We start from the raw sequence: 24,803 nt of genomic DNA, 5'->3' as shown, positions 1-24,803 counted from the left end.
ATACCGCTCAGTAACTCCCGCGCAGGAAGTCTTCCGGAATGACCCGAATACTGATTTCGCCGAACCGGCTCCGCGCGTAGATAAACCCCCGGATCACCGTCCGGGCGGCGAATTTCGGGGCGTTCCCCGGTGCCGCGCCGCGCCCCCGCGACGCGGCTCAGACGCCGTCGGCCGGAACCGTTTCCGCGGGCCGCGACGGGCCGGCCGGGCGGCTTCGCGGGCCGGCGGCGCGGGTGATGGCCGACTCGACGGCGGCGATGCGGTCACCGAGGAGGGCGAGGGCGGCCACCGCGCGGGCCAGCGCGTCCTCGCCGGAGCCGCCCAGGGTGACGGTGCGGACGTGCGCGGCCTTCAACTCGTCCCAGCGCGCGCCTTGTTCGGGGGTGAGTGTGCCGCGCAGACCGGCGAGCTTGAGCAGGCTCGCCTCGGCGCCGGCGGTGAGGGTCTGGGCCTCGGCGGTGTAGTGGTCGTCGACGACGGCGGCCAGCTCGGTGTCGTTCATGACCGGCTGGATCCGCTGGGCGATCTTGTTCATGTTGCGGTAGGAGCCCTGGAGGCGGAACGGCGGCTCGGTACGCGCGTCGTCGGACTGCGCGGCGGAGGCGATGTAGGCGGCGTTGACCGCGAGGACCGTACGGCGGGCGGTGAGCAGGTGCCGCAGCACGGCCAGGATCGCGTCGAGTTCGGTGGGCGCGTACGCGTGGGTGAGCCGGTCGGGGCGGGCCGTGGGGTCGTTGCCGGCGAGGCGGATCAGCAGGTCCAGGTCGGCGCGGTCGCGTCCGGCGAGCGGGGCGAGCACCGCGTTGGCGGTGAGGGCGTTCTCCACGAAGCTGAGCGCGAAGACGTCCTCCTTGCCGGTGAGGACGTCACCGAGATTCCACACGTCGGCCCGGTTGGCCAGCATGTCCGGGACGCGGAAGACCTCGCCGGACTCGGTGTAGGGGTTGCCGGACATGCAGACGGCGAACCGCTTGCCGCGCAGGTCGTAGGTGCGCGGCTCGCCCTCCCACACGCCCTCGATCCGGCGGGTGGCGTCGCACAGCGGGATGAACTTCTGCAGCAGTTCGGGCGAGGTGTGCTGGATGTCGTCCAGGTAGAGGAGGGTGTTGCTGCCCGCGGCCAGCGCGAAGTTGATCTTCTCGACCTCCTGGCGGGCGGTGGCGTTCGGTGCCTCGGCCGGGTCCAGCGAGGTGACCGCGTGGCCGAGCGCCGGACCGCTGATCCGGACCAGGACCAGGCCGAGGCGGTGGGCGACGTACTCCATCAGGGTCGTCTTGCCGTAGCCGGGCGGGGAGACGAGCAGCAGCAGTCCGCCGGTGCCGGTGCGGGCGGACTCGCCCGTGGTGCCGAGCTGCTTGGCGAGGCTGTCGCCGACCAGCGGCAGGTAGACCTCGTCGACCAGCCGGTTGCGGACGAACGACGCCATCACGCGCGGCCGGTGGTCGTCCAGGCGCAGCCGGGCGCGCTCGGCGGTCACCAGGGCGGTGCGGCGGCGCTGGAAGGCGCGGAAGGCGGGGACCCCGTGTGCGCGGAACTCCTCGGTGCGGGCGAGGAACTCGTCGAGACGGAGGGTGAGGCGGCGGTCGGTGATCCGGGGGTGGGTGGCGACCAGTCCCTCCACCGTGACGGTGAGCGGCGCGTCCGACTCGTGGCGGGGCGGGCCGGGGCACAGCTCGGCGGCCACGGCCTCCGCGAGGTCGCCCGGCGCGACCCGGTCGCCGGTGGCGGCGGTGTAGGCGCTCAGCCATGCCTCGACGAGCTGGCGGCAGGCGGTCAGGTCGCGCAGGGCGGGCAGGTCCTCGTCGTAGGCGTCGCCGGCGACCGTGCGGCGGAACTTGTCGAGGAGGGTGCGGGTGCGGGTGCTGATGACGAAGCCGTCGGGTCCGGTGGTCAGTTCGTCGAACAGGTACGCGGCGCAGGCCTCGGGCCGGGCCGTGGCGTCCGGGTCCCAGTCCCGCAGGGCGCCGGCGAGTTCGCTCCGCAGGGCGTCGAGCGCGGGCGGCGGGCCGAAGGCGTCGCGGACCCGGGCCAGAGAGCGGGCCCGGCGGGTGAGGTCCTCGCGCTCCCGGTCGGTGGTGCCGTGTGCCCAGTACAGCAGGGCGTGGGCGCGGGCCGCCGGGGCGTGGCGCAGGGTTCCGGCGCCCTCGTACAGGGGCAGCAGGGCGGTGAGGAGCAGGGTCGCGTCGTGGTCGTGGACGCCCCGTTCGTAGCCCTCGTCGTACGCCGCCTCGGCGGCGGCACGCACCAGGGCGGCGAGGTCGTCGGCGCCGGTGAGGGCGTCGGGTCCCTGCTCGTGCAGCAGGCGGGCGGCGAGGTGTTCGGCGCGGCAGACCTCGGGCGACTCCGACGGCAGGTGCCGGTTCCACAGGGGGCGGTCGGCGAGGAGGGCCGGGTCGGTGACGGGGGCGCGGTAGTCGGTACCGGTGAGGGCGACGGCGAGGCCGTCACCGTGCGGGACGACGGTGAGGTCGAAGGGCTGGGTGGAGACGGCGAAGCGGTGGCCGCCGAGGCGGATGGCGCGCCCGCCGTCCGCGTAGAGGTCGGTGCGGTCGCGCAGGGCGCGGGCGGCCTCCTCGTGGGCGGAGCGCAGCCGGCCCTCGAGTTCCTCGGCCCGTACCCGGTCGCCGAGGGCGCGCAGGTCGTCCGCGGTGCGGCGGACCTTGGCGACGAGCGGGTCGGAGGCGAACCAGGTGCTCACCGCGTCGGTGTCGGCGAGCGCCGCGGACCGGCGGGCGATGGTCTCCAGGACGCGCCCGGCGGCGGAGGCGAGCTGTTCGGCGCGGCGGGCGCGGGCGTCGGTGAGGCTCTGCTTGCGGGCGGAGAACGCCTCGTAGATGTCGGTGCGCCGGGCGGCGAGTTCGCCGAGCACGTCGTCGAACTCCGCGAACCGGGACTCCAGTGCCTCCAACTGGGTCAGGACGCCGGTCAGCTGGTCGTCGCAGCTCCCGGGGTCGTCGGCGGCGGCGAGGGCGCCGGTCACGCTCTGGCCGAGCAGGGCGAGTTCGGCGGCGAACCCGGCGCGCGCCTCCCCTTCGAGGAGGCCGCGGCGGCGGCCTTCGAGGGTGGCGCGGGCGCGGTTGACGCCGCCGAGGGCCTCGGCGACCCGTTCCAGGACGGCCGTGCGGACGGTGGCGTCGGTGATGTCGAGTCCGGCGACCACCTCGGTCACCGTGCGCAGTCCGTCGGCCAGTTCGTCGAGGCGGGCGGCGAGGGGGGCGGCCCCGGCGGTGGTGGTGACCGACTCGATGTCGGCGTGCAGTCGTTCCAGGTCGGTGTGGTGGGCGGCGAAGGCGTCCTCGCGGGCCAGGAAGGCGATCGCGCGCTGCCCGAAGGAGGCGAGGTCGCTCGCGGCCTCCTCGGCCAGGGCGTCGATGCGGGCGCGGTCCGCGTACCGCATGTCCTTCAGGGTCAGCAAGTGACCCTGGGCGTTGCGGAGTTCGGTGAGACCGGTGACCCAGGCGGCGGCCTCGCGGGGCTGCTCCCCGCGCAGCCTGCGCACCACCGAGGCGATCCGGTCCGCCGCCTCGTCGAGCGCCTCGGCGGCCCTGCGGGTCAGGTCGCGTACGGTCTCGAACTCGGCGAGGACCTGCTCGGCGGTGGCGCGCACCTCGTCCAGCGGGGTGCGCAGGTCGCCGGTCTCCGGGTCGCCGAGCCAGTGGTGGGTGTCCAGGGCGCGGACGCAGGCGGCCGCCAGGGTGGTGTAGATCTCCGCCGTCGGGGTGGTCTCGGCGGCGGAGCGGGCCAGCGACAGGCAGTCGGAGATGCCGCGTACGAGGTCGGCGTTGCCGACCCGGGCCAGGGGCCCGTCGCCGGCGGGCCGCGCGGCGGCGAAGGTGTCGGAGGCGTAGGGCGAGTCCCAGAGCTGGACGGGGTGGACGCGGGCGGGTTCGTCGCCCTCGGGGCGCAGCAGGACGAGGTGTCCGTCGTCGAAGAGGGCCCAGCCGTGGCAGGCCATCGGGGTGGCGACGGCCTCGCGGATCTGGTTGTAGGACAGCAGCAGGCCGCGTCCGCGTCCGGGGGCGTGGAAGGCGTACAGCACGTCCTCGCCGTGCGGCGAGCGCACCTCGCGTTCGAACCGGAGCCCGTCGGTGTCGAGTTCGTACGTCTTGTGGGTGCCGGCGGCGAGGCAGTAGCCGCCGGGGAACACGATGCCCTGGTCCTCGGGCAGCCGGCGGCAGCCCTGTCCGATGCCGTCGAGGCGGACGACGGTGCGGGTGAGGGTGTTGAAGACGAGGTGGCGGTGCGCGGTCTCCTTGTAGGGGAGGATCCGCAGCAGGATCAGGGGGCCGACGCGGGCGTGGGAGATCTCGGCGTCGGCGAGGGACTGCAAGGGCTCGTCGACCGGCTCGGAGTGGATGCCGCCGGGGGTGCCGGTGTCGTTGTCGGTCTTGACGGTGAGGGTGCCGCCGAGGGTGTCGACGAAGACCTCGCCCCGGACGGAGACGTGCGGGTGACGGCCGAGGACGTGGTCCTCGCGGGTGCTGGGCGTCCAGTCGACGCCGTCGGGTTCGGTGAGCGCGTGGTCGCGGTCGCCGCGGGCGTCGAGGAACGCGGCGCGGCCGTCCTCGGCGACCGTCCAGCGCAGGACGCGGATGTCGCCGGGCTTCTCCCCGGTCTGGAAGACGGCGAGCAGCTTGCCGGTGACGCGGCGCAGCCGCAGCAGGCGTGCCTGGCGGTAGTAGCGGTGCAGGGCGGCGAACTCGCGGACGAACGCCGGGTCGTCGAGCAGTCCGGGCACGGCGTCGTCGGGCAGGCGGTTGAGGTCGCGGTCGTGCGGGGCGAGGACGTCGCCGACCGCCGTGTCCCGGTCGGGCCGGGGCCGCGCCTCGTAGCCGAAGAGGAGCACGTCGCCGACGGCGACGATGTCGCGGGGGACGGCGGCCCCTTCGGTGTGCAGCCGACCGGTGCCGGTGAGGCGGAGTTCGGGGGCGCCGAACTCCTCGGCGCGCCGGTGGTTCAGCGCCTCGGCGCGGCGGGCGAGTTCGCCGGCCTGTGCGGTGAGGCGGTCACGCAGTACCTGGTAGGCGCCGCCGTCGACCGTCGCGGGGGCCGTGGTGGCGTCCGTCGCGGGGGCGTCCGCGCCGGGGGCGTGGTGACGGTCGGCGGACGCGTGGGTGCTGCTGGTCATGGCTGCCTCTCGGGAAGGGAGGGGCCGGGAGCCGCCGTCCCCTGTGCGGCGGCTCCCGGCCCGGTGGTGGTCAGGCCCCGGCGCGGCCGTTCAGTGCGGCCAGCGGTGTGTCCGAGAGGCCCAGCTCACCCGCTTTGGCGATCAGTTCCTCGAACCGGCCGGTGTTCTCGCCGCCCTGCTGCATCAGGCGCATCAGCAGGGCCGAGACCGTGAGGTTCTGTATGTCGGCGGTGGAGACGGAGCCGAGGACGCGGCTCAGGTCGTCGGTGAAGCTCGCGGAGCCGTCCAGCCAGGGTCCGGCGAGCGCCTGCGCGGTATCGGAGCCGCGTACGAAGCCGTCCACGCTCTTGCCGAGCGCGATGGAGGACACCAGCCGGTCGAGGAACACCGACTCCCCGCCGACGATGCTGATGTCCGCGTTCTCCAGTCCGGTCGCCAGGACCGTCGCCTGCGCCTCGGCGACCTGCCGCTGGACGTCCAGTCCGGCGAGCCGGACGTCCTTCTCCGCCTCCAGCCGCAGCCGGTACTCCTCGTGGCCGCGGGACGCCTCGTCGAGTGCGGCCATCGCCGTCGCCTTCTCGGTGAGGCCGGCCGCCTCCGCGCGGAGCTTGCCGCTGATGGCCTCCGCGTCGGCGAGGGCCTTGGCCCGGGCGCCCTCGGCCTCGGCGCGCATCCGGGCCTCGGTGGCCCCGGCCTCGGCGCGGCCGGCCTTCTCGATGACCTCGGCCTCCTTGTCGCGGACCCGCACGGCGGCCAGTCCTTCGGCCGCGGCCTCCGCCTGGACGCCCTCGGCGAGGCGCAGCTTGGCCTGTGCGTCCAGGTCGGCCGTCTTCAACCGGGCCTCGGCGAGGGTGAGTTCCTCCGCGGCGCGGTGGGTGGCGGCCTGTTCGGCGGCCTCCGCGGCCTTGATGTCCTTGACCAGCTTCTCCTGGGCCTCGGCCTCCGCGGCGATGACGACCGCCTGGCGCTGCCGCTCCGCCTCCTCGACGGCGCGCAGCTTCTTGATGGACTCCTCCTGCTCGGCGACCGTGCGGTCCACCGCGACCCGCTCGCGGACGACCTCGGCGATCTCCCGCTTCTCCGCCTCGACCTCCTTGTCCGCGGCGATCCTGGTCAGCTGGGTCTCCCGCTCCCGGGCGATGACCTCGAGGAGGCGGTCCTTCTCGATGCGCTCGCTCTCGACGGCGATGACCCGCTCGCGGTTCTTGGCGGCGACGGCGACCTCACGGGCCTGGTTCTCGCGCTGCACGCCGAGCTGTTCCTCCGTGCGCAGGAAGGCGCTCTGCGCGCGCAGCCGCTCCTCCTCCACCACCCGGGCGGTCTCCGCCTCCTCGCGGGCCCGGACCGTCTCGATCTCCCGCCGCTGCTTGATCTCGGCGTCGGCCTGGCGGCGCTCCAGCTCCAGGATCGCCTCGCGCGCGTCGACGTCCTGCCGGGTGATCTCCTTCTGCTCGTTGCGCTGCGCCTCGTTGGTGCGGACGTGCTCCACGGCCGTCAGCTCGGTGATCTTGCGGATGCCCTGCGCGTCGAGGACGTTGCCCGGGTCGAGCTGCGACAGCGGCGTCTGCTCCAGGTAGTCGATCGCGGCGTCCTCGAGGTGGTAGCCGCTGAGGTCGACCCCGATGACCTCGATGATGCGGTACCGCAGTTCCTCGCGCTTGGTGTAGAGGTCGGTGAAGTCCATCTGCTTGCCGACGGTCTTCAGCGCCTCGGAGAACTTCGCGTGGAACAGCTCCTGGAGGGTGTTGCGGTCGCTGGCCCGCGCGGTGCCGACGGCCTGGGCGACCTTGATGACGTCCTCGACGGTCTTGTTGACCTTGACGAAGAACGTGATGCGGATGTCCGCGCGGATGTTGTCCCGGCAGATCAGGCCTTCCTTGCCCGCCCGGGTGATCTCGATGGTCTTCACCGAGATGTCCATCACCTCGGCCTTGTGCAGCACCGGCAGCACGACCGACCCGGTGAACGTCACGTCCACCCTGCGGACCTTGGAGACGATCAGCGCCTTGCCCTGTTCCACCTTGCGGAACAGCTTGGTGACGAGCAGCAGACCGATGAGCACGAGCAACAGGGCGACGCCGGCGAGTACGGCGATGCCCACGGTGGCGGCATCCATGGGACACGTCCTTCTGGGCTGAAAAATCGACAGAAGTCAGGTGGGAAGAGGCCTCGTTGGCGAGGCGGGTGAAGGTCCGGTGGAGAGGAGGACGGTTCAGCCGGCGCTGCGGTTCTGCACGGCGCGCGGACGGGTGCCGTCCGCTGCCCGGCGCAGCGCGCGCGATGCCCCGTCCCGGTCCGCACCGCGCCCGCGCGGGGACCGGGACGGCCCGGGTTCGTCCGGGCGGGGGTGGTGCAGCGGCCGTACGAAACGGGGGGCGGGGCCCGTGTGGGTGTTCATCTCCGCCCCCTCCCGTTCGGCACTCGACATCGCCGGACAGCGCTCACCGCGGTTCCGGCGCGAGACGCCTGCCGGTGTCCGGCACCGGAACCTTCCGTAGTGCTCCCCGCGGACCATGATGACCGGTGGAGGCGCGTCCCCGCATTGCCGGATTCCGGCAAGGTTCATTAGGGTCTGCATGCCGGTGCGTCAACATGAACGCATCAGGGACGCGTTAAGACTTGGGGGGCCCACGTGGCGGAACGAGAGATTCCGGAGGAGTATCTGGACGGCTGTGCCCAGATCCTCGTCGAGGTGGCGTCCACGGGCAGGCGTCTCACCCGGGACGAGATCGCCTCACGCCGGGCCCTGGGGGAACGGGCGGCGGAGGCCGGGTTCGGACTGCGCTCGCTCGTCAGCGCCCATCTGTCGGCCGCCCGCGGGGCGTGGCCGCGCGCCGCGGACTCGGCCGAGGACGCGCTCGCGGCGGTCCAGCAGGTCGTGGACGCGTTCGCCGAGGGCTTCGAGCGGGCACAGCGGCTGGCGGTACGTCAGGAGGAGGCGGCACGCCGGGAGTTCATCGACGACCTGCTGTACGGACGCAGTGATCTGGGCCGGCTCGCGGAACGCGCGGAGCGCTTCGGTCTGCGGCTGTCCCACGAACACGCGGTCGCCGTCGCGCGGGGGCCGGCCGCCTACGACGACGGCGACCCGGTGCCGCGGCAGGTGGAACGCGCCCTGATAGGGCGCTTCGGTGACCGCAGCATCCTGCTCACCACCAAGGACGGCCGGCTGCTGTGCATCGCGCCCGGACACCAGGGCGAGGTGCTCACCCACTTCGCGAAGCAGGCGCACGCCGCCACCGACGGCGGGCAGGTCGCCATCGGCCGCCCGCAGTCCGGCCCCGGCGGGGTCGTGCAGTCGTACGAGGAGGCGCTGAGCTTCCTGGAGATCGCCGAGCGGCTCGGCATGGACGACCCGGTGCTGCGCGCCTCCGACCTGCTCGTCTATCCGGTACTGGCCCGCGACCGGCAGGCCATGGCCGACCTGGTCCACAACACCCTCGGCCCGCTGACCACGGCCCGCGGCGGTGCCGAGCCCCTGCTCGACACGCTCACCGCCTACTTCGACTCCGGCTGCGTCGCCGCGGAGGCGGCGCGGCAGCTCTCCCTGAGCGTGCGGGCGCTGACCTACCGCCTGGAGCGCATCCACAAGCTCACCGGCGCCAACCCCTCGGATCCGGCGCACCGTTACATGCTCCAGACGGCGGTGATCGGGGCGCGCCTGCTGGACTGGCCGGGCGGCGCCCTGTGAGCCGGCGGGCGTCGCCGGGCCCGCGCCTACCGGCCGGCCGCCAGGACCTCCCGGCGCACGTCGTCGGGCCCCATCGCCACCAGGGCCGGGACCTCGGTGTTCCACCGCTCGGCGAAACCGTCCAGGGCGTCGGCCAGGAACCGGCGCAGCCGCCGCCGGCCCAGACGGAGGGCGACGGCTGCCACCGGGCGGAACAGACGCCGGCCCCGGACGCGTACGGTGACCGTCACCGCCCAGGCGCCGTCGGTGCCGTGGGGTCGCGGTACGGCCAGCAGCTCCGCCCGGGCGGCGCCGCACTCCACGCTCGCCCGCAGCGGCGCGGTGCGCACGGTCCGGCCCGCGCCGGCCGCCCACCAGTCGCCGCACAGCAGCCGTACCCGGCCCCGCACCCGGGACAGCGCCGGCCACGCGTCCGCCGTCCGGGCGCTCCCCTCGGCTTCGAACCGGCGCGGGCGGTCCGGGCGGTGCAGCGCGCCCCGCACCGTGAAGGCACCGTCGGGGGCCTCCACGGCCGCCGCGAGCCGCAGCGTCCGCCGGCGGTTCCACTCCTCCACGGTGATCCGTACCGTGTCCGCCGTCTCCTCCTGCGTGCCCTCGTAGACGGCTCCGGGGCGCAGATGGCGCCCCTCGGCGAGGCGCGCGTCCGGCACCTCGCGCCCGTCCGGCAGCAGTAGCCTCCCCGCTTCCGCGCGGGTGCCCTCCGCCACGTCCAGGAGGACGGCGAGGGTGTCGACGAGCCAGGGGCCCGGTACGGGGGCGAGCACCAGCGTGTGGCGGAGGGCGAGCATGGGCCCAGCGTGACGAACCGGCCGGGTGCCGGTCCATGCCCGCGCGCGGCAGCGGCGGAGCGGTCGCGTTTCCGGCTCCCGGCAGTGCGCGGGGCCGGTCAGTCCCGGGCCAGGGTGATGTTCCGCTCCCCGACGGCGTGGGGCACGGGCAGCAGGAGGATGCCGCTGGGCCGCAGTTCCATGACCGTGGCGCGGACGTGTGCCGGTCCGGCCTTCAGCTTGTCGCCGGACACGCGGCCGGTGTTCTTCCATGGGTGCTTCTTCCCGTCGCACACGGCGTAGCTGCCGCCGATGCCGTGGCGGACGGTGTCCTCGGCGGTGCGGCTGACCGAGGAGGCGATGAAGACCGTTCCGCCGGCGGCGAGGCAGCGGTAGGTGCCGGAGAGGGTGATCGTGCCGTCGTCGGCGATCCGTCCCCGCGCGTCCACCGTCACGGACTCCCCGGGGGCGGCCGCGGCGGCGGTCGAAGGCGCTGCCGCCGCGGTCCCGAGCAGCAGGAGCGCGGCACCGGCCGCCGCGCCGAGAAGGGTTCGTACGGGCATGGGGAACCTCCGGGGACGTGCGGAATGGGGCTCTCCAGCAGTACCCGGCGCGCGGGCCGCCGGCCACTCGGCGTCACCCTTCGGTGGCCGGGCGGTACCGGCCGTCGGGGAACCGTCCCGGGAATGTCCGGGAGCTGTCACGTTCCCCGGCGGACCGTTCCGGTGGGCCCCGGGCGGGAGCATGGTCTGTGGGTACGACCCGTTCGGACCGTTCCACCGATGTGGAGGTGCGCCATGTGTGCCCACCAGTCTTCCTGCCCGCGGACCGAGTCCTCCGACCCGCACGTGGTGGCCGCCCACCCCGAGCAGGGCTGGAGCCTGTTGTGCGACGGTGTGATCGTCTTCGACGACACCGGTGAACTGCTGCCCGACGGCCGGGTCGTCGCCCCGCACCGGACGTCAGCCGACCGCCTCGCGGCCGCCGCCTGAGACCCTGCGCCGTCCGAGACCCTGCGCCGCCCGGGCCCGTCCGCGGCCTGTGCCCGTCCGCGGCGGGGCTCACCCTTCCGCGACGAACCACCGCAGCAGGGAGGCGAGCCGCTCCGGGCGGTCCTCGGCGATCAGTGTCCGCGTGTCGCGGATCTCCGCCAGCCGGCCCCTGGGGAGCAGTTCGGCCAGCCGTCGCCCGTGCTCGCGGGGCATCATCCGGTCCTCGACGGCCCAGACGACCAGCGCGGGCCGGTCGAAGTACCGCAGGCCCTGTGCGGCTTCGAGCAGCTCGGTGCGCCGGACGTGGGTCCCGTAGTGCCGGAAGTCCCGCCGGATCGCCGGGTCGGTGCGCAGGGGACGCAGCCAGCGGTCGACGATCTCGTCCGGCACCGGACGCTTGGTGAGCGCGCCGAGGCCGACCGGCAGTCCGCGCAACGGTTTCCAGCCGAGCGCGCGGACCATGAGCGGGATGCCGCCGGGGATCCGGCAGGCCGCGCCGATCATCTTGCCGGGCAGGCCCGGCGGGTAGTTGTCGAAGGCCTCGCAGGAGATCAGCACCAGCCGCGCCAGCCGTTCGGGGTGCCGGGCCGCGACCGTCTGGGCGCGTCCGCAGTCGCTCTCGACGAGGGTGACGTCCCTGAGGTCCAGCCGCTCCAGGAACTCCGCGATCAGCTCGTTGACCAGGTCGGGCGTCGGCGGCCGGGTCATCGCCCTGCGGTGCGATCCGTAGGGCAGGGTCGGCGCGAGGAGCCGGTGGCCGTCCCGCATCTCGGCGATGACCTTCCGCCAGACCGACGCGTCGTGCACCAGCCCGTGCAGCAGCACGACGACCGGCCCCTCCCCTCCGGTGTCCTCGTACTCGACGGTGCCCGCGCTCAGCTCGATCTCCGGCATGGGGCCAGGCTAGGGGGTGTCTGACACATGAGCGCGGGTGAAGGAGCGGCGTCCGGTGCGTGCGATCGCAAGACGCCGGAGCGTCTTCGTGGCGGAGCCACGTGGACGCTCCGGCAACGCGGCGAGCGTGCGTGCCGGACGCCGCGACGCCGCGGGCATGTGTCAGACACCCCCTGGGGGGTGTCCCCCGTCAGGGCAGCAGGGCGAAGCCGTCGAGCTCGACCAGGGCGCGTTCGTCCCACAGACGGACCACCTGGACGACCGCCATCGCCGGGTAGTCGCGGCCGGCCAGCTCCCGCCAGCGGCGGCCGACCTCGCGGGCGTGCGCGCGGTAGTCGGCGACGTCGGTGGCGTACACGGTGACGCGGGCCAGGTCGGCGGGGGTGCCGCCGGCGGCGCGCAGGGCGGTGAGGAGGTTGCCGAGGGCCCGGGTGAACTGCTCGGGCAGGGTGTCGCCGACCACCTTGCCGTCCGCGTCGAGGGCGGTCTGGCCGGCCAGGAACACCAGCCGGGAGCCGGTGGCGACGACCGCGTGCGAGAAGCCGGCCGGCGGGGAGAGTTCGGGCGGGTTGACGCGCTCGGCGGTCACCGGTCCTCCAGTGTCTTGTACAACTCCTTGGCGATGATGCCCCGTTGCACCTCGCTCGCCCCCTCGTAGATGCGGGGCGCGCGGACTTCCCGGTAGAGGTGTTCGAGCAGGTGCCCGCGTTGCAGGGCGCGCGCGCCGTGCAGCTGGACGGCACGGTCGACGACGTACTGCGCGGTCTCGGTGGCCAGCAGTTTCGCCATCGCGGCCCGCCGGGGGACGTCGGCGGCGCCTTCGTCGTACGCCGTGGCCGCCGCGTACACCATCAGCCGGGCCGCCTCCGTGCGCAGGGCCATCTCGGCCACCTGGTGGGCGACGGACTGCAGGTCCTTCAGCCTGCCGCCGAACGCGTCCCGCCGGGCGGTGTGCTCGAGGGTCGCGTCCAGGGCGGCCCGGGCCATGCCGACGGCGAAGGCGCCGACGCTGGGCCGGAACAGGTTGAGGGTGTCCATGGCGACCCGGAAGCCGCCGTCGGGATCGCCGAGGACGTCGTCGGCGGTCACCGGTACGGCGTCGAAGCGGAGGGTGCCGATGGGGTGCGGGGACAGCATGTCGAGGCGGCCGCCGGTGAGGCCGGGGCGGTCGGCGGGGACGAGGAAGGCGGTCACCCCCCGGGCGCCGGCGCCGGGGGTGGTGCGGGCGAAGACGGTGCAGAAGTCGGCGTCGGGGGCGTTGGAGATCCAGCACTTCTCCCCGGTGAGCCGCCAGCCGGACGGGCCGTCCGGGCGGGCGGCGAGCGACAGCGCCGCCGCGTCCGATCCGGCGCCCGGCTCGCTGAGCGCGAACGCCGCGACCGCGCTGCCGTCACTCACCCGGGGGAGCCAGCGGTCGCGCTGCGCGGGGGTGCCGTGGGCGTGCACGGGGTGGGCGCCCAGGCCCTGGAGGGCGAGCGCGGTCTCCGCCTCGGTGCAGGCGTGGGCGAGGGACTCGCGCATCAGGCACAGGTCGAGCGCGCCGGAGGTGAACAGGCGGGAGAGCAGTCCCAGGGTGCCGAGTTCGGCGACCAGGGCGCGGTTGACGCGGCCGGGTTCCCCCTTCTCGGCGAGCGGTCGCAGCCGGTGTTCCGCCAGTGCGCGCAGCTCCGCGCACCAGGCGAGTTGTGCCGGTTCGAGCGAGAATGCGGTCATCGCCGGTCCCTTCCCTCACCGCCGGGCCCCTCCCGAGGTTATCGCGGACCGTTGACTGCCGTCACCAACACGATACGCTCCTGGTGCGAGCCCACCACGCCAAGGGGGCGAACCGTCATGAATCCACGGGCCACCGCGCACGTCGACACCTTCGCCCGCGACCACCTCCCGCCACCGGAGCAGTGGCCCGAGCTCCGCTTCGACCTGCCGGAGCTGAACTACCCCGAGCGGCTGAACTGCGCCGCCGAGCTGCTGCACGGCCCGCCCGGCGAACGCCCCGTCTTCCGCACGCCCGACGGCACCCCGTGGACGTACGACGACCTGCGGGCCCGGGTCGACCGGCTCGCGCACCTGCTCAGCGGGGACCTCGGGGTCCTGCCCGGCAACCGGGTGCTGTTGCGCGGTCCCACCACGCCGTGGCTGGCCGCGTGCTGGCTCGCGGTGCTGAAGGCGGGCGCGGTCGCCGTCACCGTGCTCGCCCAGCAGCGTCCGCACGAACTGGGCACGATCTGCCGGATCGCCCGGGTCGGCCACGCCCTGTGCGACGTGCGGTCCGTCGACGACCTCGTCAAGGCCGAGGTCCCGGGCCTGCGCATCGCCACGTACGGCGGCGACTCCCCCGACGACCTGCTGAACCGTCCGGCGCCGGCCACCCCGTACGAGGCGGTGCCGACCGCCGCGGACGACGTCGCGCTGATCGCGTTCACCTCCGGCACCACCGGACGCCCCAAGGGCTGCATGCACGTCCACCGGGACGTGCTGGCGATCGCGGACACCTTCTCCCGGCACGTCCTGAAACCGGTGGCGGACGACGTGTTCACGGGCAGTCCGCCGCTCGGCTTCACCTTCGGCCTCGGCGGGCTCGTGGTGTTCCCGATGCGTGCCGGGGCGAGCGCGCTGCTGCTGGAACAGGCCCATCCGCGCCAGCTGTTGGCGGCCGTCGCCGAGCACCGGGTGTCGGTGCTGTTCACGGCGCCCACCGCCTACCGCGCGATGCTCGGCGAGACGGACGGCCACGACCTGTCCTCGCTGCGCCGCTGTGTGTCCGCGGGCGAGAACCTGCCCGCCGCCACCTGGCACGCCTGGCACGAGCGCACCGGCCTGCGCATCATCAACGGCATCGGCGCCACCGAACTGCTGCACATCTTCGTCTCCGCCGCCGACGAGCACATCAGACCCGGGACCACCGGGGTCCCGGTGCCCGGGTGGCAGGCACGCGTGCAGGACCCGGACGGCGTGCCCGTGCCGGACGGGGAGCCGGGACTGCTCGCGGTGCGCGGTCCCGTCGGCTGCCGCTACCTCGCCGACCCGCGCCAGCGGGAGTACGTGCGAGACGGCTGGAACATCACCGGCGACACCTACGTCCGCGACCCGGACGGCTACTTCCGGTACGTGGCCCGCGCCGACGACATGATCATCTCGGCGGGGTACAACATCGCCGGCCCGGAGGTGGAGGACGCGCTGCTGCGCCACCCGGACGTCGTGGAGGCGGCCGTGGTGGGGCGGCCCGACGAGGCGCGCGGCGAGATCGTGGTGGCATACACGGTCCTCAGGGAGGGCGCCGGGCGGGACGCCGAAGCGCTGCGGGCGTTCGTGAAGTCGGAGCTGGCGCCGTACAAGTGCCCGCGCCGGATCGTGTTCCTGGACGCGCTGCCCCGCACGGCCACCGGCAAGCTCCAGCGGTTCCGGCTGCGCGCCCCCGACGGTACGGGAGATGACCAGCGCTGATGCCGGGGAACGGCGCCCGCCGGCACGACCTAAGATGATCAACGTGTCCGACCAGCATGCTCCACGGTCTCTGATCGTCACCTTCTACGGCGCGTACGGCCGCTTCGCGCCGGGCCCGGTGCCCGTCGCCGAGCTGATCCGGCTGCTGGCCGCGGTCGGCGTGGACGCCCCGTCCGTGCGCTCCTCGGTGTCCCGGCTCAAGCGGCGCGGACTGCTCCTCCCGGCACGCACCACGCGGGGCGCGGCCGGCTACGAACTGTCGGACGAGGCCAGGCAGTTGCTGGAGGACGGCGACCGGCGCATCTACGCCGGCGCGCCGCCCGGGGACGAGGGCTGGGTCCTCGCCGTGTTCTCCGTGCCCGAGTCCGAGCGGCAGAAGCGGCACGTCCTGCGCTCCCGCCTGTCCGGCCTGGGCTTCGGCACGGCGGCGCCCGGAGTGTGGATCGCGCCCGCGCGACTGCACGAGGAGACCAGGCACACCCTGGAGCGGCTGCGTCTGGACGGCTACGTCGACCTCTTCCGCGGCGAACACCTCGGCTTCGCCCCCACCTCGCAGGCGGTCGCCCGCTGGTGGGACCTGACGGCCATCGCCGGGCAGCACGAGGCGTTCCTGCGGCGGCACGCGCCGGTGCTGCGCTCCTGGGAGGAGCGCACGGACACCCCGCCGGAGGATGCCTACCGCGACTACCTCCTCGCCCTCGACTCCTGGCGTCACCTCCCCTACGCCGATCCCGGTCTGCCCGCCGCGCTGCTCCCCGCCGACTGGCCGGGGACGCGCTCGGCGGCCGTCTTCGGCGCGCTGCACGAGCGGCTCCGTGACGCGGGAGCGGCCTACGCGGCCCTGGAGACGGCCGGCTGACCCGGGCTTCTCCCCGCCCCCGCGGGTGCCCGCGCGGTCAGTCGTCCAGCGTGAGCCGCGGCCGGGGGGCGTCGGTGCGGCCGGTCTGTGGCCGGCGGCTGCCCGCCCGGTACGGCGCGGGCCAGACGACTCCCGGCCCTTCGTAGCCCTGTTCGGCCGCCGCGTGCAAGGTCCAGTGCGGGTCGTAGAGATGGGGCCGGGCCAGCGCGCACAGGTCCGTGCGCCCGGCGAGGATCAGGGAGTTGACGTCGTCCCAGGAGGAGATGGCGCCCACCGCGATCACCGGCACACCGGCCTCGTTGCGCACCCGGTCGGCGAACGGCGTCTGGTACGAGCGGCCGAACTCCGGCTTCTCCTCGGCGACGACCTGCCCGGTCGACACGTCGATCGCGTCGGCGCCGTGCGCGGCGAAGGCACGGGCGACGGCGACCGCGTCCTCGGCCGTGGTGCCGCCCTCCGCCCAGTCGGTGGCGGAGATGCGGACGGTCATCGGCCGGTCCCCGGGCCACACCGCGCGCACCGCGTCGAAGACCTCCAGCGGGAAGCGCAGCCGCTTCTCCGGTGAGCCGCCGTAGGCGTCGGTGCGGCGGTTGGTCAGCGGGGAGAGGAAGCCGGAAAGCAGGTAGCCGTGGGCGCAGTGCAGTTCGAGGAGGTCGAAACCGGCCCGGGCGGCCCGGACGGCGGCGGCCGCGAACTGTTCGCGCAGGTCGGTGAGCTGGGCACGGGACAGTTCGCGGGGGACCTGGCTGCCCGGCTTGTAGGGCAGCGGGGAGGCGGCGACCAGGGGCCAGTTGCCCTCGTCGAGCGGTTCGTCCATGCCCTCCCACATCAGCCTGGTCGAGCCCTTGCGGCCGCTGTGGCCGAGCTGCACGCCGATCGCGGTGCCGGGTGCGCTCGTGTGCACGAAGTCGGTGATCCGCCGCCACGCCTCGGCCTGCCGGCCGGTGTAGAGCCCCGTGCAGCCGGGGGTGATGCGGCCCTCCGGGCTGACGCACACCATCTCGGTCATCACCAGCCCGGCACCGCCGAGGGCACGGGAGCCGAGGTGGACGAGGTGGAAGTCGCCGGGGACGCCGTCGGCCGCCGAGTACATGTCCATGGGCGAGACGACGACCCGGTTGCGCAGGGTCAGACCGCGCAGCCGGAACGGGGTGAACATCGGGGGCGTGCCGGGCGGGCAGCCGAACCCGCGCTCCACCGCGTCGGTGAAGCGGGCGTCACGCAGCCGCAGGTTGCCGTGGGTGACGCGGCGGCTGCGGGTGAGCAGGTTGAAGGCGAACTGGCGGGGCGGCTGCGCGAGATGGCGGGGCAGGTCCTCGAACCACTCCAGACTGGCCCGGGCCGCGCGCTGGGTGGAGGCGACCACCGGCCGCCGCTCCTCCTCGTAGGCGGACAACGCGGCGTCGACGGTGGGTTGTTCGCGCAGGCAGGCGGCGAGCGCGAGGGCGTCCTCGACGGCGAGCTTGGTGCCGGAGCCGATGGAGAAGTGGGCGGTGTGGGCGGCGTCGCCGAGCAGCACCACGTTGCCGTGCGACCAGCGTTCGCCGACCACCGTGCGGAAGGTCGTCCACGCCGAGTTGTTGGACTTCAGCGGGCGTCCGCCGAGGGCGTCGGCGAAGATCTTGGCGCAGCGCCCGACGGACTCCGTCTCGTCCGCGTCGTCGAACCCGGCGGCGCGCCAGACCTCTTCGCGCATCTCGACGATCACGGTGGAGGCGTCGGCGGAATAGGGGTAGCCGTGGAGCTGCATCACGCCGTGCTCGGTCTCGACGATCTCGAAGCGGAAGGCGTCGAAGGCGAAGTCGGCGGCCAGCCAGATGTAGCGGCACCGGTGCTCGGTGATCCGGGGCCGGAACACGTCCGCGAACGCCTCCCGGGTGGTGCTGTGGACCCCGTCGGCGGCGACGACGAGGTCGTGCGTCCGCGCCAGCCGGGCGGGGTCCGGGGCCTCGGTGCGGAAGCGGAGCTCCACCCCGAGGGACCGGCAGCGGTCGTGCAGGATCTCCAGCAGGCGGTGCCTGCCCAGCGCGGCGAATCCATGTCCTGTCGAGGTGTGCAGGATGCCCCGGTGGACGATGTCGATCGCGTCCCAGCGGGTGAAGTCCTCCTGCAGGGCCGCGTGGACGACGGGGTCGGCGTGTTCGATGCCGCCGAGGGTCTCGTCCGAGAGGACCACGCCGAAGCCGAAGGTCTCGTCGGGGGGATTGCGTTCCCAGAGGGTGATGTGCCGGGCGGGGTCGAGGCGTTTCAGCAACGCGGCGGTGTAGAGACCGCCGGGGCCCCCGCCGATGACCGCGACACGGAGAGGGCGGGGCCGCCCGCCGGGCCGGCGCGGGCCGTCCGCGTCCGGTCGCGTCCCCGCGGCGCTGGCCGCGGATCCGGAACGGTCCCGGGTTCCCCGGGTCCGAGGGGTCCCGTTGGACGGAGGCATCCCGTTACCTCCCCCGCCACTTCGGGGGGCGCTTCTCGGTGAAGGCCGCGTGGAACTCCGCGTAGTCCTCGCCGTTCATCAGGAGGGCCTGGGTGGAGGCGTCCAGTTCGACCGCCGCGGCCAGGGGCATGTCCAGTTCGGCGGTGAGGAGGGCCTTGGTCTGGGCGTGGGCCAGGGCGGGGCCGTCGGCGAGGCGGCGGGCCAGGGACCGGGCGGCCTCGTCGGCGTCGCCCTCGTCCGTGAGCACGCTGATCAGGCCGATGCGCTCGGCCTCGGGGGCGCGGACCGACTCCCCCAGCATGAGCAGCCGGGTCGCGTGGCCGAGGCCCACCACCCGGGGCAGCAGATAGGCCGCGCCCATGTCGCCACCGGAGAGGCCGACCCGGGTGAAGAGGAAGGCGAAGCGGGCGCCCGCGTCGGCGACCCGGAAGTCGGCGGCCAGGGCGAGGACCGCGCCGGCGCCCGCCGCCACCCCGTGGATCGCGGCGATCACCGGGAACGGGCACTCCCGTACCGCCCGCACCACCTGGCCGGTCATCCGGTTGAAGTCGAGGAGCTGGGCGGTGTCCATGGAGAGGGTCGCGCCGATGATCTCGTCCACGTCGCCGCCGGAGCAGAATCCCCGCCCCTCGCCGGCCAGCACCATGGCCCGTACGGCCCGCTCCCGGGACAGCTCCGCGAGCAGGTCGCGCAGGTCGGCGTAGGCGCCGAAGGTGAGCGCGTTGAGCCGGTCGGGGCGGGCGAGGGTGACGGTGGCGACACCGTCGGTGATATCGACGCGCAGATGCTCCCAGTGGCCGGTACGGGCTGCGGAGCCGGTGAAGGGACTCATGAGGGCGGCCTCCTCGGGCGGGCACTGCGCTGCTCACTGAGTTCTGCCCCACGAAGTTATCACTGTTCGGTGACTGTCGTCACGGCCACGCGATACGCGATACGGGATCCGGGGTCAGGCGGCGGGAGAACGGCCAGAGGGCCGGCAGCGGGCGAACGGGCCCGGGGACCGGGGCCGCGCGTCCGTCACGACTCGTCGACACGCCGGTAACAGCGGGACCGGGCGTGCGCGGCGGGCCCGCGGCGCGGGTAGGCCGCCCGTTGCCGGGGCGCGCGCCCCGGACGGCGCCCGGGCAGGGTTCCGGGGCCGCCCCCGCGCGGGGTGGCACCGGGTGCGCCGTACCATTGACGGCTGAACGCAGGAGCACCCGCTCCATGAACGGACCCGCTGTGCACGAACCCTCCGCCGCTTCCTCCTCCTGGCGCGTCGCGCTGCCGCACTCCACCGCGGCAGTGCCCGTGGCCCGTGCGCTGGTCCGTACGGCCCTCGCCGAGCGGGAGCACACCGCCGACTGCGACACGGCGGAGCTGCTGACGGCGGAACTGGTGGCCAACGCCGTGGAACACACCTCGGGGAGCACCCCGATCGAGCTGGTGCTGCGGCTGCTGCCGGCCGGTTTCCAGGTCGAGGTCCACGACGCCGACCCGGCGCCGCCCGGCGACCTCACCCGTCCGACGCCCGGCACGCCCGACCCGTGGCAGGAGCACGGGCGCGGACTCCTGCTGATCCGCACCCTGAGCTCGTCCTGCGGTCACCGCCCCACCGAGTCCGGCAAGGCGGTGTGGTTCCGGCTGCCGGGTCAGCGGCGTCCGGTCTGAACCCCGGAGGGCCCCTCAGGCGAGGGTGGCGACCAGGACCGCCTTGATCGTGTGCATGCGGTTCTCCGCCTCGTCGAAGACCACCGAGTGCGCCGACTCGAACACCTCGTCGGTCACCTCCAGCGACTCCAGGCCGTGCGTCTCGTACACCTCGCGGCCGACCTCGGTCCCCAGGTCGTGGAAGGCGGGCAGGCAGTGCAGGAACTTCACGTCGGGGTTGCCGGTGGCGCGCAGCACGTCCATCGTCACCGCGTACGGCGCGAGGGCGGCGATCCGCTCGTCCCAGACGCCCTTGGGCTCCCCCATGGAGACCCAGACGTCCGTGGCGACGAAGTCGGCGCCCGCGACGCCCTCGGCGATCTCCTCGGTGAGCGTGATGCGGGCCCCGCTGGACACGGCGAGCTCACGGGCCCGGTCGACGACCTCCTGGGCGGGCCAGTAGGACTTCGGGGCGACGACGCGGACGTCCATGCCCAGCAGGGCCGCGGTGACCAGGTAGGAGTTGCCCATGTTGAAACGGGCGTCGCCCAGGTAGGCGAAGGCGATACCGGTGAGCGGCTTGGCGCTGTGCTCGGTCATCGTGAGCACGTCGGCGAGCATCTGCGTGGGGTGCCAGTCGTCGGTGAGACCGTTGTAGACGGGCACGCCCGAGTACCGCGCCAGCTCCTCCACCTTCGCCTGGCTGTCCCCCCGGTACTCGATCGCGTCGTACATCCGGCCCAGCACCCGGGCGGTGTCCTTCACGGACTCCTTGTGGCCCATCTGCGAGCCCGACGGATCGAGGTAGGTCGTCGAGGCGCCCTGGTCGGCGGCCGCCACCTCGAACGCGCAGCGCGTCCGCGTCGAGGTCTTCTCGAAGATCAGCGCGATGTTCCTGCCCCGCAGGTACCGGTGCTCGGTCCCGGCCCGCTTGGCGGCCTTCAGCTCGGCGGCCAGTTCCAGCAGGCCGCGGAACTCCTCCGCGGTGAAGTCCACCTCCTTGAGGAAGGGACGGCCGGCGAGGGCGGTCGGGACAGTCGCCATGGGGCTCTCCAGGGACGGGGACACGGACCCTTGGAAGTGTATACGACTATTTGTATTTCTATACGGCGTCTCGTTCTACGGGACAGCTCATGCAGCGCGGCCCGCCCCTCCCCCGGCCCAGCTCGCTGCCCGGGATCTCTATCACCTCGATGCCCTGCTTGCGCAGATGGGTGTTGGTGGTCGAGTTGCGCTCGTAGGCGACGACGACGCCCGGCTCGACGGCGAGGACGTTGCAGCCGTCGTCCCACTGCTCGCGCTCGGCCGCGTGCACGTCCTGGGTGGCGGTCAGCACCCGGATCTCGCTGAGGCCGAGCGCTGCGGCGATCGCGCGGTGCATGTGCTCCGGCGGATGGTCGGTGACCTTCAGCTCCTTCTCGTCCGAGCCGGGTTCGATCGTGTACGACCGGAGCATGCCGAGGCCCGCGTACTGGGTGAACGTGTCCCCGTCGACCATCGTCATCACGGTGTCGAGGTGCATCAGGGCGCGTCTCTTCGGCATGTCGAGGGCGACGATGGTCCGGGCCGAGCCGGCCGCGAACAGCTTGTGCGCCAGCATCTCCACGGCCTGCGGGGTGGTGCGCTCGCTCATCCCGATCAGCACCGCGCCGTTGCCGATCACCAGCACGTCCCCGCCCTCGATGGTGGACGGGTAGTCGGCCTGCCCCTCGGACCACAGGTGGAAGGACTCCCCGCGGAAGAGCGGATGGTGCCGGTAGATCGCCTCGAAGTGCACGGTCTCGCGCTGCCGGGCCGGCCAGCGCATCGCGTTGATGGACACACCGTCGTAGATCCAGGCGGAGGTGTCACGGGTGAAGAGGTGGTTGGGCAGCGGGCCCAGCAGGAAGTCGTCGAGCTCCATCGCGTGGAAGCGCACGGAGGTCGGCTCCGGGTGGGCGTCCAGGAACTCCCGCTTGGTCGTCCCGCCGACCAGCACCTCGGCCAGGTCCGGCGCCGGAAGCGTCTCGAACGCGGCACGGAGGTGGTCGGTGGCCAGCGGACCGTACTCCTTCTCGTCGAAGACCCGGTCCAGGACGAGCGAGCGTGCCGCCGGGATCGCCAGCGTCTCGGAGAGCAGGTCACCGAAGAGGTGGACGGTGACACCGCGGTCGCGCAGGACGTCGGCGAACCCGTCGTGCTCGGCGCGCGCCCGGCGCACCCAGAGCACGTCGTCGAAGAGCAGGGCGTCCTTGTTGCTGGGAGTGAGCCTTTTGAGCTCGAGATCGGGCCGGTGCAGGATGACGCGGCGCAGCCGCCCGGCCTCGGAGTCGACGTGGTAGGTCATGGTTCCATCCTGACCACCCGGCCGCCCGTTCACCCCCGCTTCGGCACATCCACGCTCCGGCTCCCGTCACCCGTCGGCCGGACTCCCCCGGCCCGCGGACCTGCCCGCGTCACCGGTGGACGGGTGACGCGGGCAGCAGCAGCTCCGGCCGGGCCAGCGCCCGCCGGGCCCCGGGACCCGGTTCCAGGGCGGCCCGGGCGACGATCCAGCCGGCGAGCAGGTGCGGGTCGCCCGGCTCCCGTTCCAGCCCTTCGGCGTACCCCTCGAACGCGGCCGCCGGGTTCCCCGCGGCGAGGTGCTCGTCGGGAGTGCGGGGACGGGCGGGCGGCACGGCGAGGACATGGGTGCGCAGGTCGGGCCAGGTCGTACGGTCGGGGCGGAACCGAGGAGGCGCCGGCGCGTCGCCGGACGGCACGGAGTGCCGCCCGGGTCCGGGCCGGGCCGGCGCGGCGACGTTGCGCAGCCGCCATTCGGTGCGGTGCAGGGTGGCGGCGGTGCGGGCACGGGCCAGGGCGGCCGGGGCGACGGGCTCGCGCAGCCAGGTGTCCAGGGTGCGGGCGAGCCCGGTCACCAGGGCGTGCCCGGTATCCGTGAGGAAACCGCTGGTGAGGAGGGTGCGAACGACGAGCCTGCTCTGCGTGCGGCGCAGGGCGAAGTGGTAGGCGGCCGTCTCGGCGTGCGCCGGTTCGGACAGCCGGTCCCGCCAGAACCCGGCGACACCCGTGAAGGCGTAGGCGCCGTGGAGCAGTCCGGTGAGGTGGCGCGGGTCCGGACGCCAGGGGGCGTAGTAGCGCTCGGCGCGGTCGTCGCGCACCAGCGGGAAGAGGTGGAGCAGCGCGGCGAGCTTGCTGTGCTGGAACTCGTGGACCAGCGCCTCGGCCAGGGCCAGCGGCTCGGAGGGGCGGGAGATGATCATCGCGCCGTAGGAGTCGCCGCTGGAGGCGGACACCCGCACGTCGGGGGGCGGCGGGGGCAGCGGAGCGGTCCTGCCCCAGGGGACGACGGCCCGGATCACGGCCGGGTCCAGCCGCCCGGGCTCCGGCCCGCCGGTGGCCGCGAGGATCGCGACGGCCTCGTCGACCATCCGCTGCCAGGCCACGGCCTCGTCGGCGTCCAGCCGGGCGGGCGGCAGCGGATCGTCGAGGTCCCGGTAGGGGTCCAGGTCCTCCAGGGGCAGGGCGGCGGAGCCGGCCGTGAGAGTACGCAGGGGCAGCCAGCGGGCGTCGTCGGCGGGCGGTGCCGTGTCCACCGGCACGGGCGCGGGGCGGCAGGTCAGCACCGTTCGCCCGCCGGCGCGTGACGGCCCCGTGACGGTCAGCTCCCCGGCACGCGTGCTCGCCGTGCCCGCCGACAGGCCGGCCGCCCCCTCCGGCAGCCGGGCCAGCCCCAGTCCCGGCAGGTGCAGCGCCCCGTCCTCCAGCGCCACGCCCACGGACACCTCCATGCCGGCGTGCAGCGCGGCGACCACCGCGAGGGTGTTCAGCCGGGCCGTCTCCGCCCACAGGGCCGGGCCGGTCGCGGTGCCGTGCAGGCGGCGCAGCATGTGCGCGATCCAGGCGCCCGTCGTCGGCGCCTGGATCAGCCCCTCGACCGCCTCGGGCGCCCGCCCCGCCGCCTCCCTGAGCACCCGCCAGGCGTCCCCGGCCGGGGTCAGCGGCGTGGACACACCCCGAAGCCGGCTGAGCAGCGTGCGCAGCAGCAGCAACCGGCGCGCCCGCTCCCCCTGTTCGAGGAAGGCGACGGCCCGTGCGGAGCCGCCGCCGGCGGCGAGTTCCGCGAAGAGGTGCTCCGGCATGCGCAAGGGGTCGGTGCGCGGCGCTCTCTGCATTGCCGGGAACCTCCGGTCGGTGGGCGGACACGGGCGGACCCCGGGGGGCGCTCCCCTCGTGCGGGGACCGCTATTCGGCCCGGCCGGGCTCGCTGCCTCCTCTGATGCCGCTGCGTGAGCGCAGGACCTCCAGGAGAAGACGGGCGTCGGGACCGAGGGGAGCAAGGCCGTCCACGGCTGTCAGAGGCAGCTGCGCGAGATCCGCCACGTCCGACTCCCGGACAGAAGTCCCCGCCGCCAGGGCCGGTCCCCGGGCGGCGGCTTCCGCGTTGCGCTGAGCGGGCGGCTGATGCAAGGTGCGTCCCCCTTCTCGCACGGTGGCACGCGATGCCCCGTGTCCCTGAAACCATCATGGCCACTGAATCCCGCATCGAAAACCATACGATCACGCCACTCGATCACCATGAACCATGGTGATGTCCTGGAGTACCGGCCAATCCTTGCTGTATACCCACGAGGTGGCGGAGGCGGATCCTGTTTCGCCGTGAAGCAGTTGTGCGCGGACGCCCGTTGTCCCGGAGGGGCACTCCCCGCCCGCACGGCTGGAAACACTCTCTCCTGATCCGCGGTCCGCGGACCGGCGGGCCGTCCGCCCCCGGGGGCGCGCCGACGGCGCACGGCAGCACGGACGGCGGCCGGACGCATCTACGTGGCACAAGCGGAACCGACCGCTACGGGTGTGCCTCCTGCGGCTGACCGGGCTCGCGCGTCGCCGACCCGACGGACCATCAGACACCTTCTATTCTGGGCCAGTTGGTGTCGCATTCACGCACACCTGTCGCCGGCCGCACGGCCGGACCAACAACCGGACCCCGGG

17 protein-coding genes are annotated in these 24,803 nt (G+C 73.9%); 5 read left to right on the top strand and 12 right to left on the bottom strand.

The window, feature by feature from the left end; all coding sequences use genetic code 11:
- Positions 1-157 precede the first annotated feature (157 nt).
- Positions 158-5,128 (bottom strand): DNA repair ATPase, encoded by a 4,971-nt coding sequence (locus IE172_RS14075; protein WP_190097545.1) that lies wholly within the window; start codon positions 5,126-5,128, stop codon positions 158-160.
- Positions 5,129-5,198: 70 nt separating this feature from the next.
- Positions 5,199-7,244 carry a flotillin family protein gene (locus tag IE172_RS14070; RefSeq protein ID WP_190097544.1) on the bottom strand — a complete coding sequence of 682 codons (2,046 nt, stop codon included), beginning with the start codon at positions 7,242-7,244 and terminating at the stop codon, positions 5,199-5,201.
- Positions 7,245-7,760: 516 nt separating this feature from the next.
- On the opposite strand from IE172_RS14070, the gene IE172_RS14065 reads away from it, so the two are divergent.
- Positions 7,761-8,819, top strand: coding sequence for a PucR family transcriptional regulator (locus IE172_RS14065; RefSeq protein ID WP_190097543.1), 1,059 nt, complete (start codon positions 7,761-7,763; stop codon positions 8,817-8,819).
- A gap of 26 nt (positions 8,820-8,845) precedes the next feature.
- On the opposite strand, the gene IE172_RS14060 is transcribed toward IE172_RS14065, so the two are convergent.
- Positions 8,846-9,607 (bottom strand): hypothetical protein, encoded by a 762-nt coding sequence (locus tag IE172_RS14060; protein ID WP_190097542.1) that lies wholly within the window; start codon positions 9,605-9,607, stop codon positions 8,846-8,848.
- A gap of 98 nt (positions 9,608-9,705) precedes the next feature.
- Positions 9,706-10,149 (bottom strand): DUF6299 family protein, encoded by a 444-nt coding sequence (locus IE172_RS14055; RefSeq protein ID WP_190097541.1) that lies wholly within the window; start codon positions 10,147-10,149, stop codon positions 9,706-9,708.
- 234 nt (positions 10,150-10,383) lie between these two features.
- Between IE172_RS14055 and IE172_RS14050 the strand changes: the two genes are divergently transcribed.
- Positions 10,384-10,578: a DUF5999 family protein gene (locus IE172_RS14050; protein ID WP_190097540.1), complete on the top strand. Its 195-nt coding sequence runs from the start codon at positions 10,384-10,386 to the stop codon at positions 10,576-10,578.
- Positions 10,579-10,647: 69 nt separating this feature from the next.
- Here IE172_RS14050 and IE172_RS14045 read toward each other — a convergent pair whose 3' ends face one another.
- The 3 genes from IE172_RS14045 to IE172_RS14035 form a co-directional block, all read right to left on the bottom strand.
- The gene (locus tag IE172_RS14045; protein ID WP_190097539.1) at positions 10,648-11,472 is read right to left on the bottom strand and encodes an alpha/beta fold hydrolase; all 825 of its coding nucleotides are present in this window, start codon (positions 11,470-11,472) and stop codon (positions 10,648-10,650) included.
- A 190-nt stretch (positions 11,473-11,662) separates the two neighbouring features.
- On the bottom strand, positions 11,663-12,061 hold the full coding sequence (locus IE172_RS14040) for a RidA family protein (protein WP_190097538.1): 399 nt from the start codon (positions 12,059-12,061) through the stop codon (positions 11,663-11,665).
- Positions 12,058-13,185 (bottom strand): acyl-CoA dehydrogenase family protein, encoded by a 1,128-nt coding sequence (locus IE172_RS14035; RefSeq protein ID WP_190097537.1) that lies wholly within the window; start codon positions 13,183-13,185, stop codon positions 12,058-12,060. Before IE172_RS14035 ends, IE172_RS14040 begins: the two co-directional genes overlap by 4 nt.
- A 117-nt stretch (positions 13,186-13,302) precedes the next feature.
- Here IE172_RS14035 and IE172_RS14030 point away from each other — a divergent pair, with 117 nt between their 5' ends.
- Both IE172_RS14030 and IE172_RS14025 read left to right on the top strand, forming a co-directional pair.
- Complete coding sequence (locus IE172_RS14030; RefSeq protein WP_190097536.1) at positions 13,303-14,913, top strand: AMP-binding protein; 1,611 nt, start codon at positions 13,303-13,305, stop codon at positions 14,911-14,913.
- A 34-nt stretch (positions 14,914-14,947) separates the two neighbouring features.
- A complete protein-coding gene (locus tag IE172_RS14025) occupies positions 14,948-15,772 on the top strand; it encodes a PaaX family transcriptional regulator (RefSeq protein WP_190097620.1) in 825 nt (274 codons plus the stop codon).
- Positions 15,773-15,809: 37 nt separating this feature from the next.
- Here the strand turns inward: IE172_RS14025 and IE172_RS14020 are convergent, their stop codons facing one another.
- The gene (locus tag IE172_RS14020) at positions 15,810-18,203 is read right to left on the bottom strand and encodes a bifunctional salicylyl-CoA 5-hydroxylase/oxidoreductase (RefSeq protein WP_229886024.1); all 2,394 of its coding nucleotides are present in this window, start codon (positions 18,201-18,203) and stop codon (positions 15,810-15,812) included.
- Between the two features lie 4 nt (positions 18,204-18,207).
- Entirely contained in the window at positions 18,208-19,035 is an 828-nt protein-coding gene (locus tag IE172_RS14015) for an enoyl-CoA hydratase family protein (RefSeq protein ID WP_190097535.1), read from the bottom strand.
- A 374-nt stretch (positions 19,036-19,409) separates the two neighbouring features.
- On the opposite strand from IE172_RS14015, the gene IE172_RS14010 reads away from it, so the two are divergent.
- Positions 19,410-19,853 (top strand): ATP-binding protein, encoded by a 444-nt coding sequence (locus IE172_RS14010; protein ID WP_190097534.1) that lies wholly within the window; start codon positions 19,410-19,412, stop codon positions 19,851-19,853.
- A gap of 15 nt (positions 19,854-19,868) precedes the next feature.
- Here the strand turns inward: IE172_RS14010 and argF are convergent, their stop codons facing one another.
- The 3 genes from argF to IE172_RS13995 form a co-directional block, all read right to left on the bottom strand.
- Entirely contained in the window at positions 19,869-20,876 is a 1,008-nt protein-coding gene (gene argF / locus IE172_RS14005) for an ornithine carbamoyltransferase (protein ID WP_190097533.1), read from the bottom strand.
- Between the two features lie 58 nt (positions 20,877-20,934).
- The gene (locus IE172_RS14000; protein ID WP_190097532.1) at positions 20,935-22,158 is read right to left on the bottom strand and encodes an arginine deiminase; all 1,224 of its coding nucleotides are present in this window, start codon (positions 22,156-22,158) and stop codon (positions 20,935-20,937) included.
- A gap of 109 nt (positions 22,159-22,267) precedes the next feature.
- Complete coding sequence (locus IE172_RS13995) at positions 22,268-23,986, bottom strand: aKG-HExxH-type peptide beta-hydroxylase (protein ID WP_190097531.1); 1,719 nt, start codon at positions 23,984-23,986, stop codon at positions 22,268-22,270.
- Between the last annotated feature and the right edge of the window lie 817 nt (positions 23,987-24,803).

This window comes from Streptomyces griseoflavus (genome assembly GCF_014649995.1).
Classification (GTDB): domain Bacteria; phylum Actinomycetota; class Actinomycetes; order Streptomycetales; family Streptomycetaceae; genus Streptomyces; species Streptomyces griseoflavus.
The sequence above is the reverse complement of the archived record's forward strand: the minus strand, read 5'-3'. Positions and strand labels throughout refer to the sequence as shown.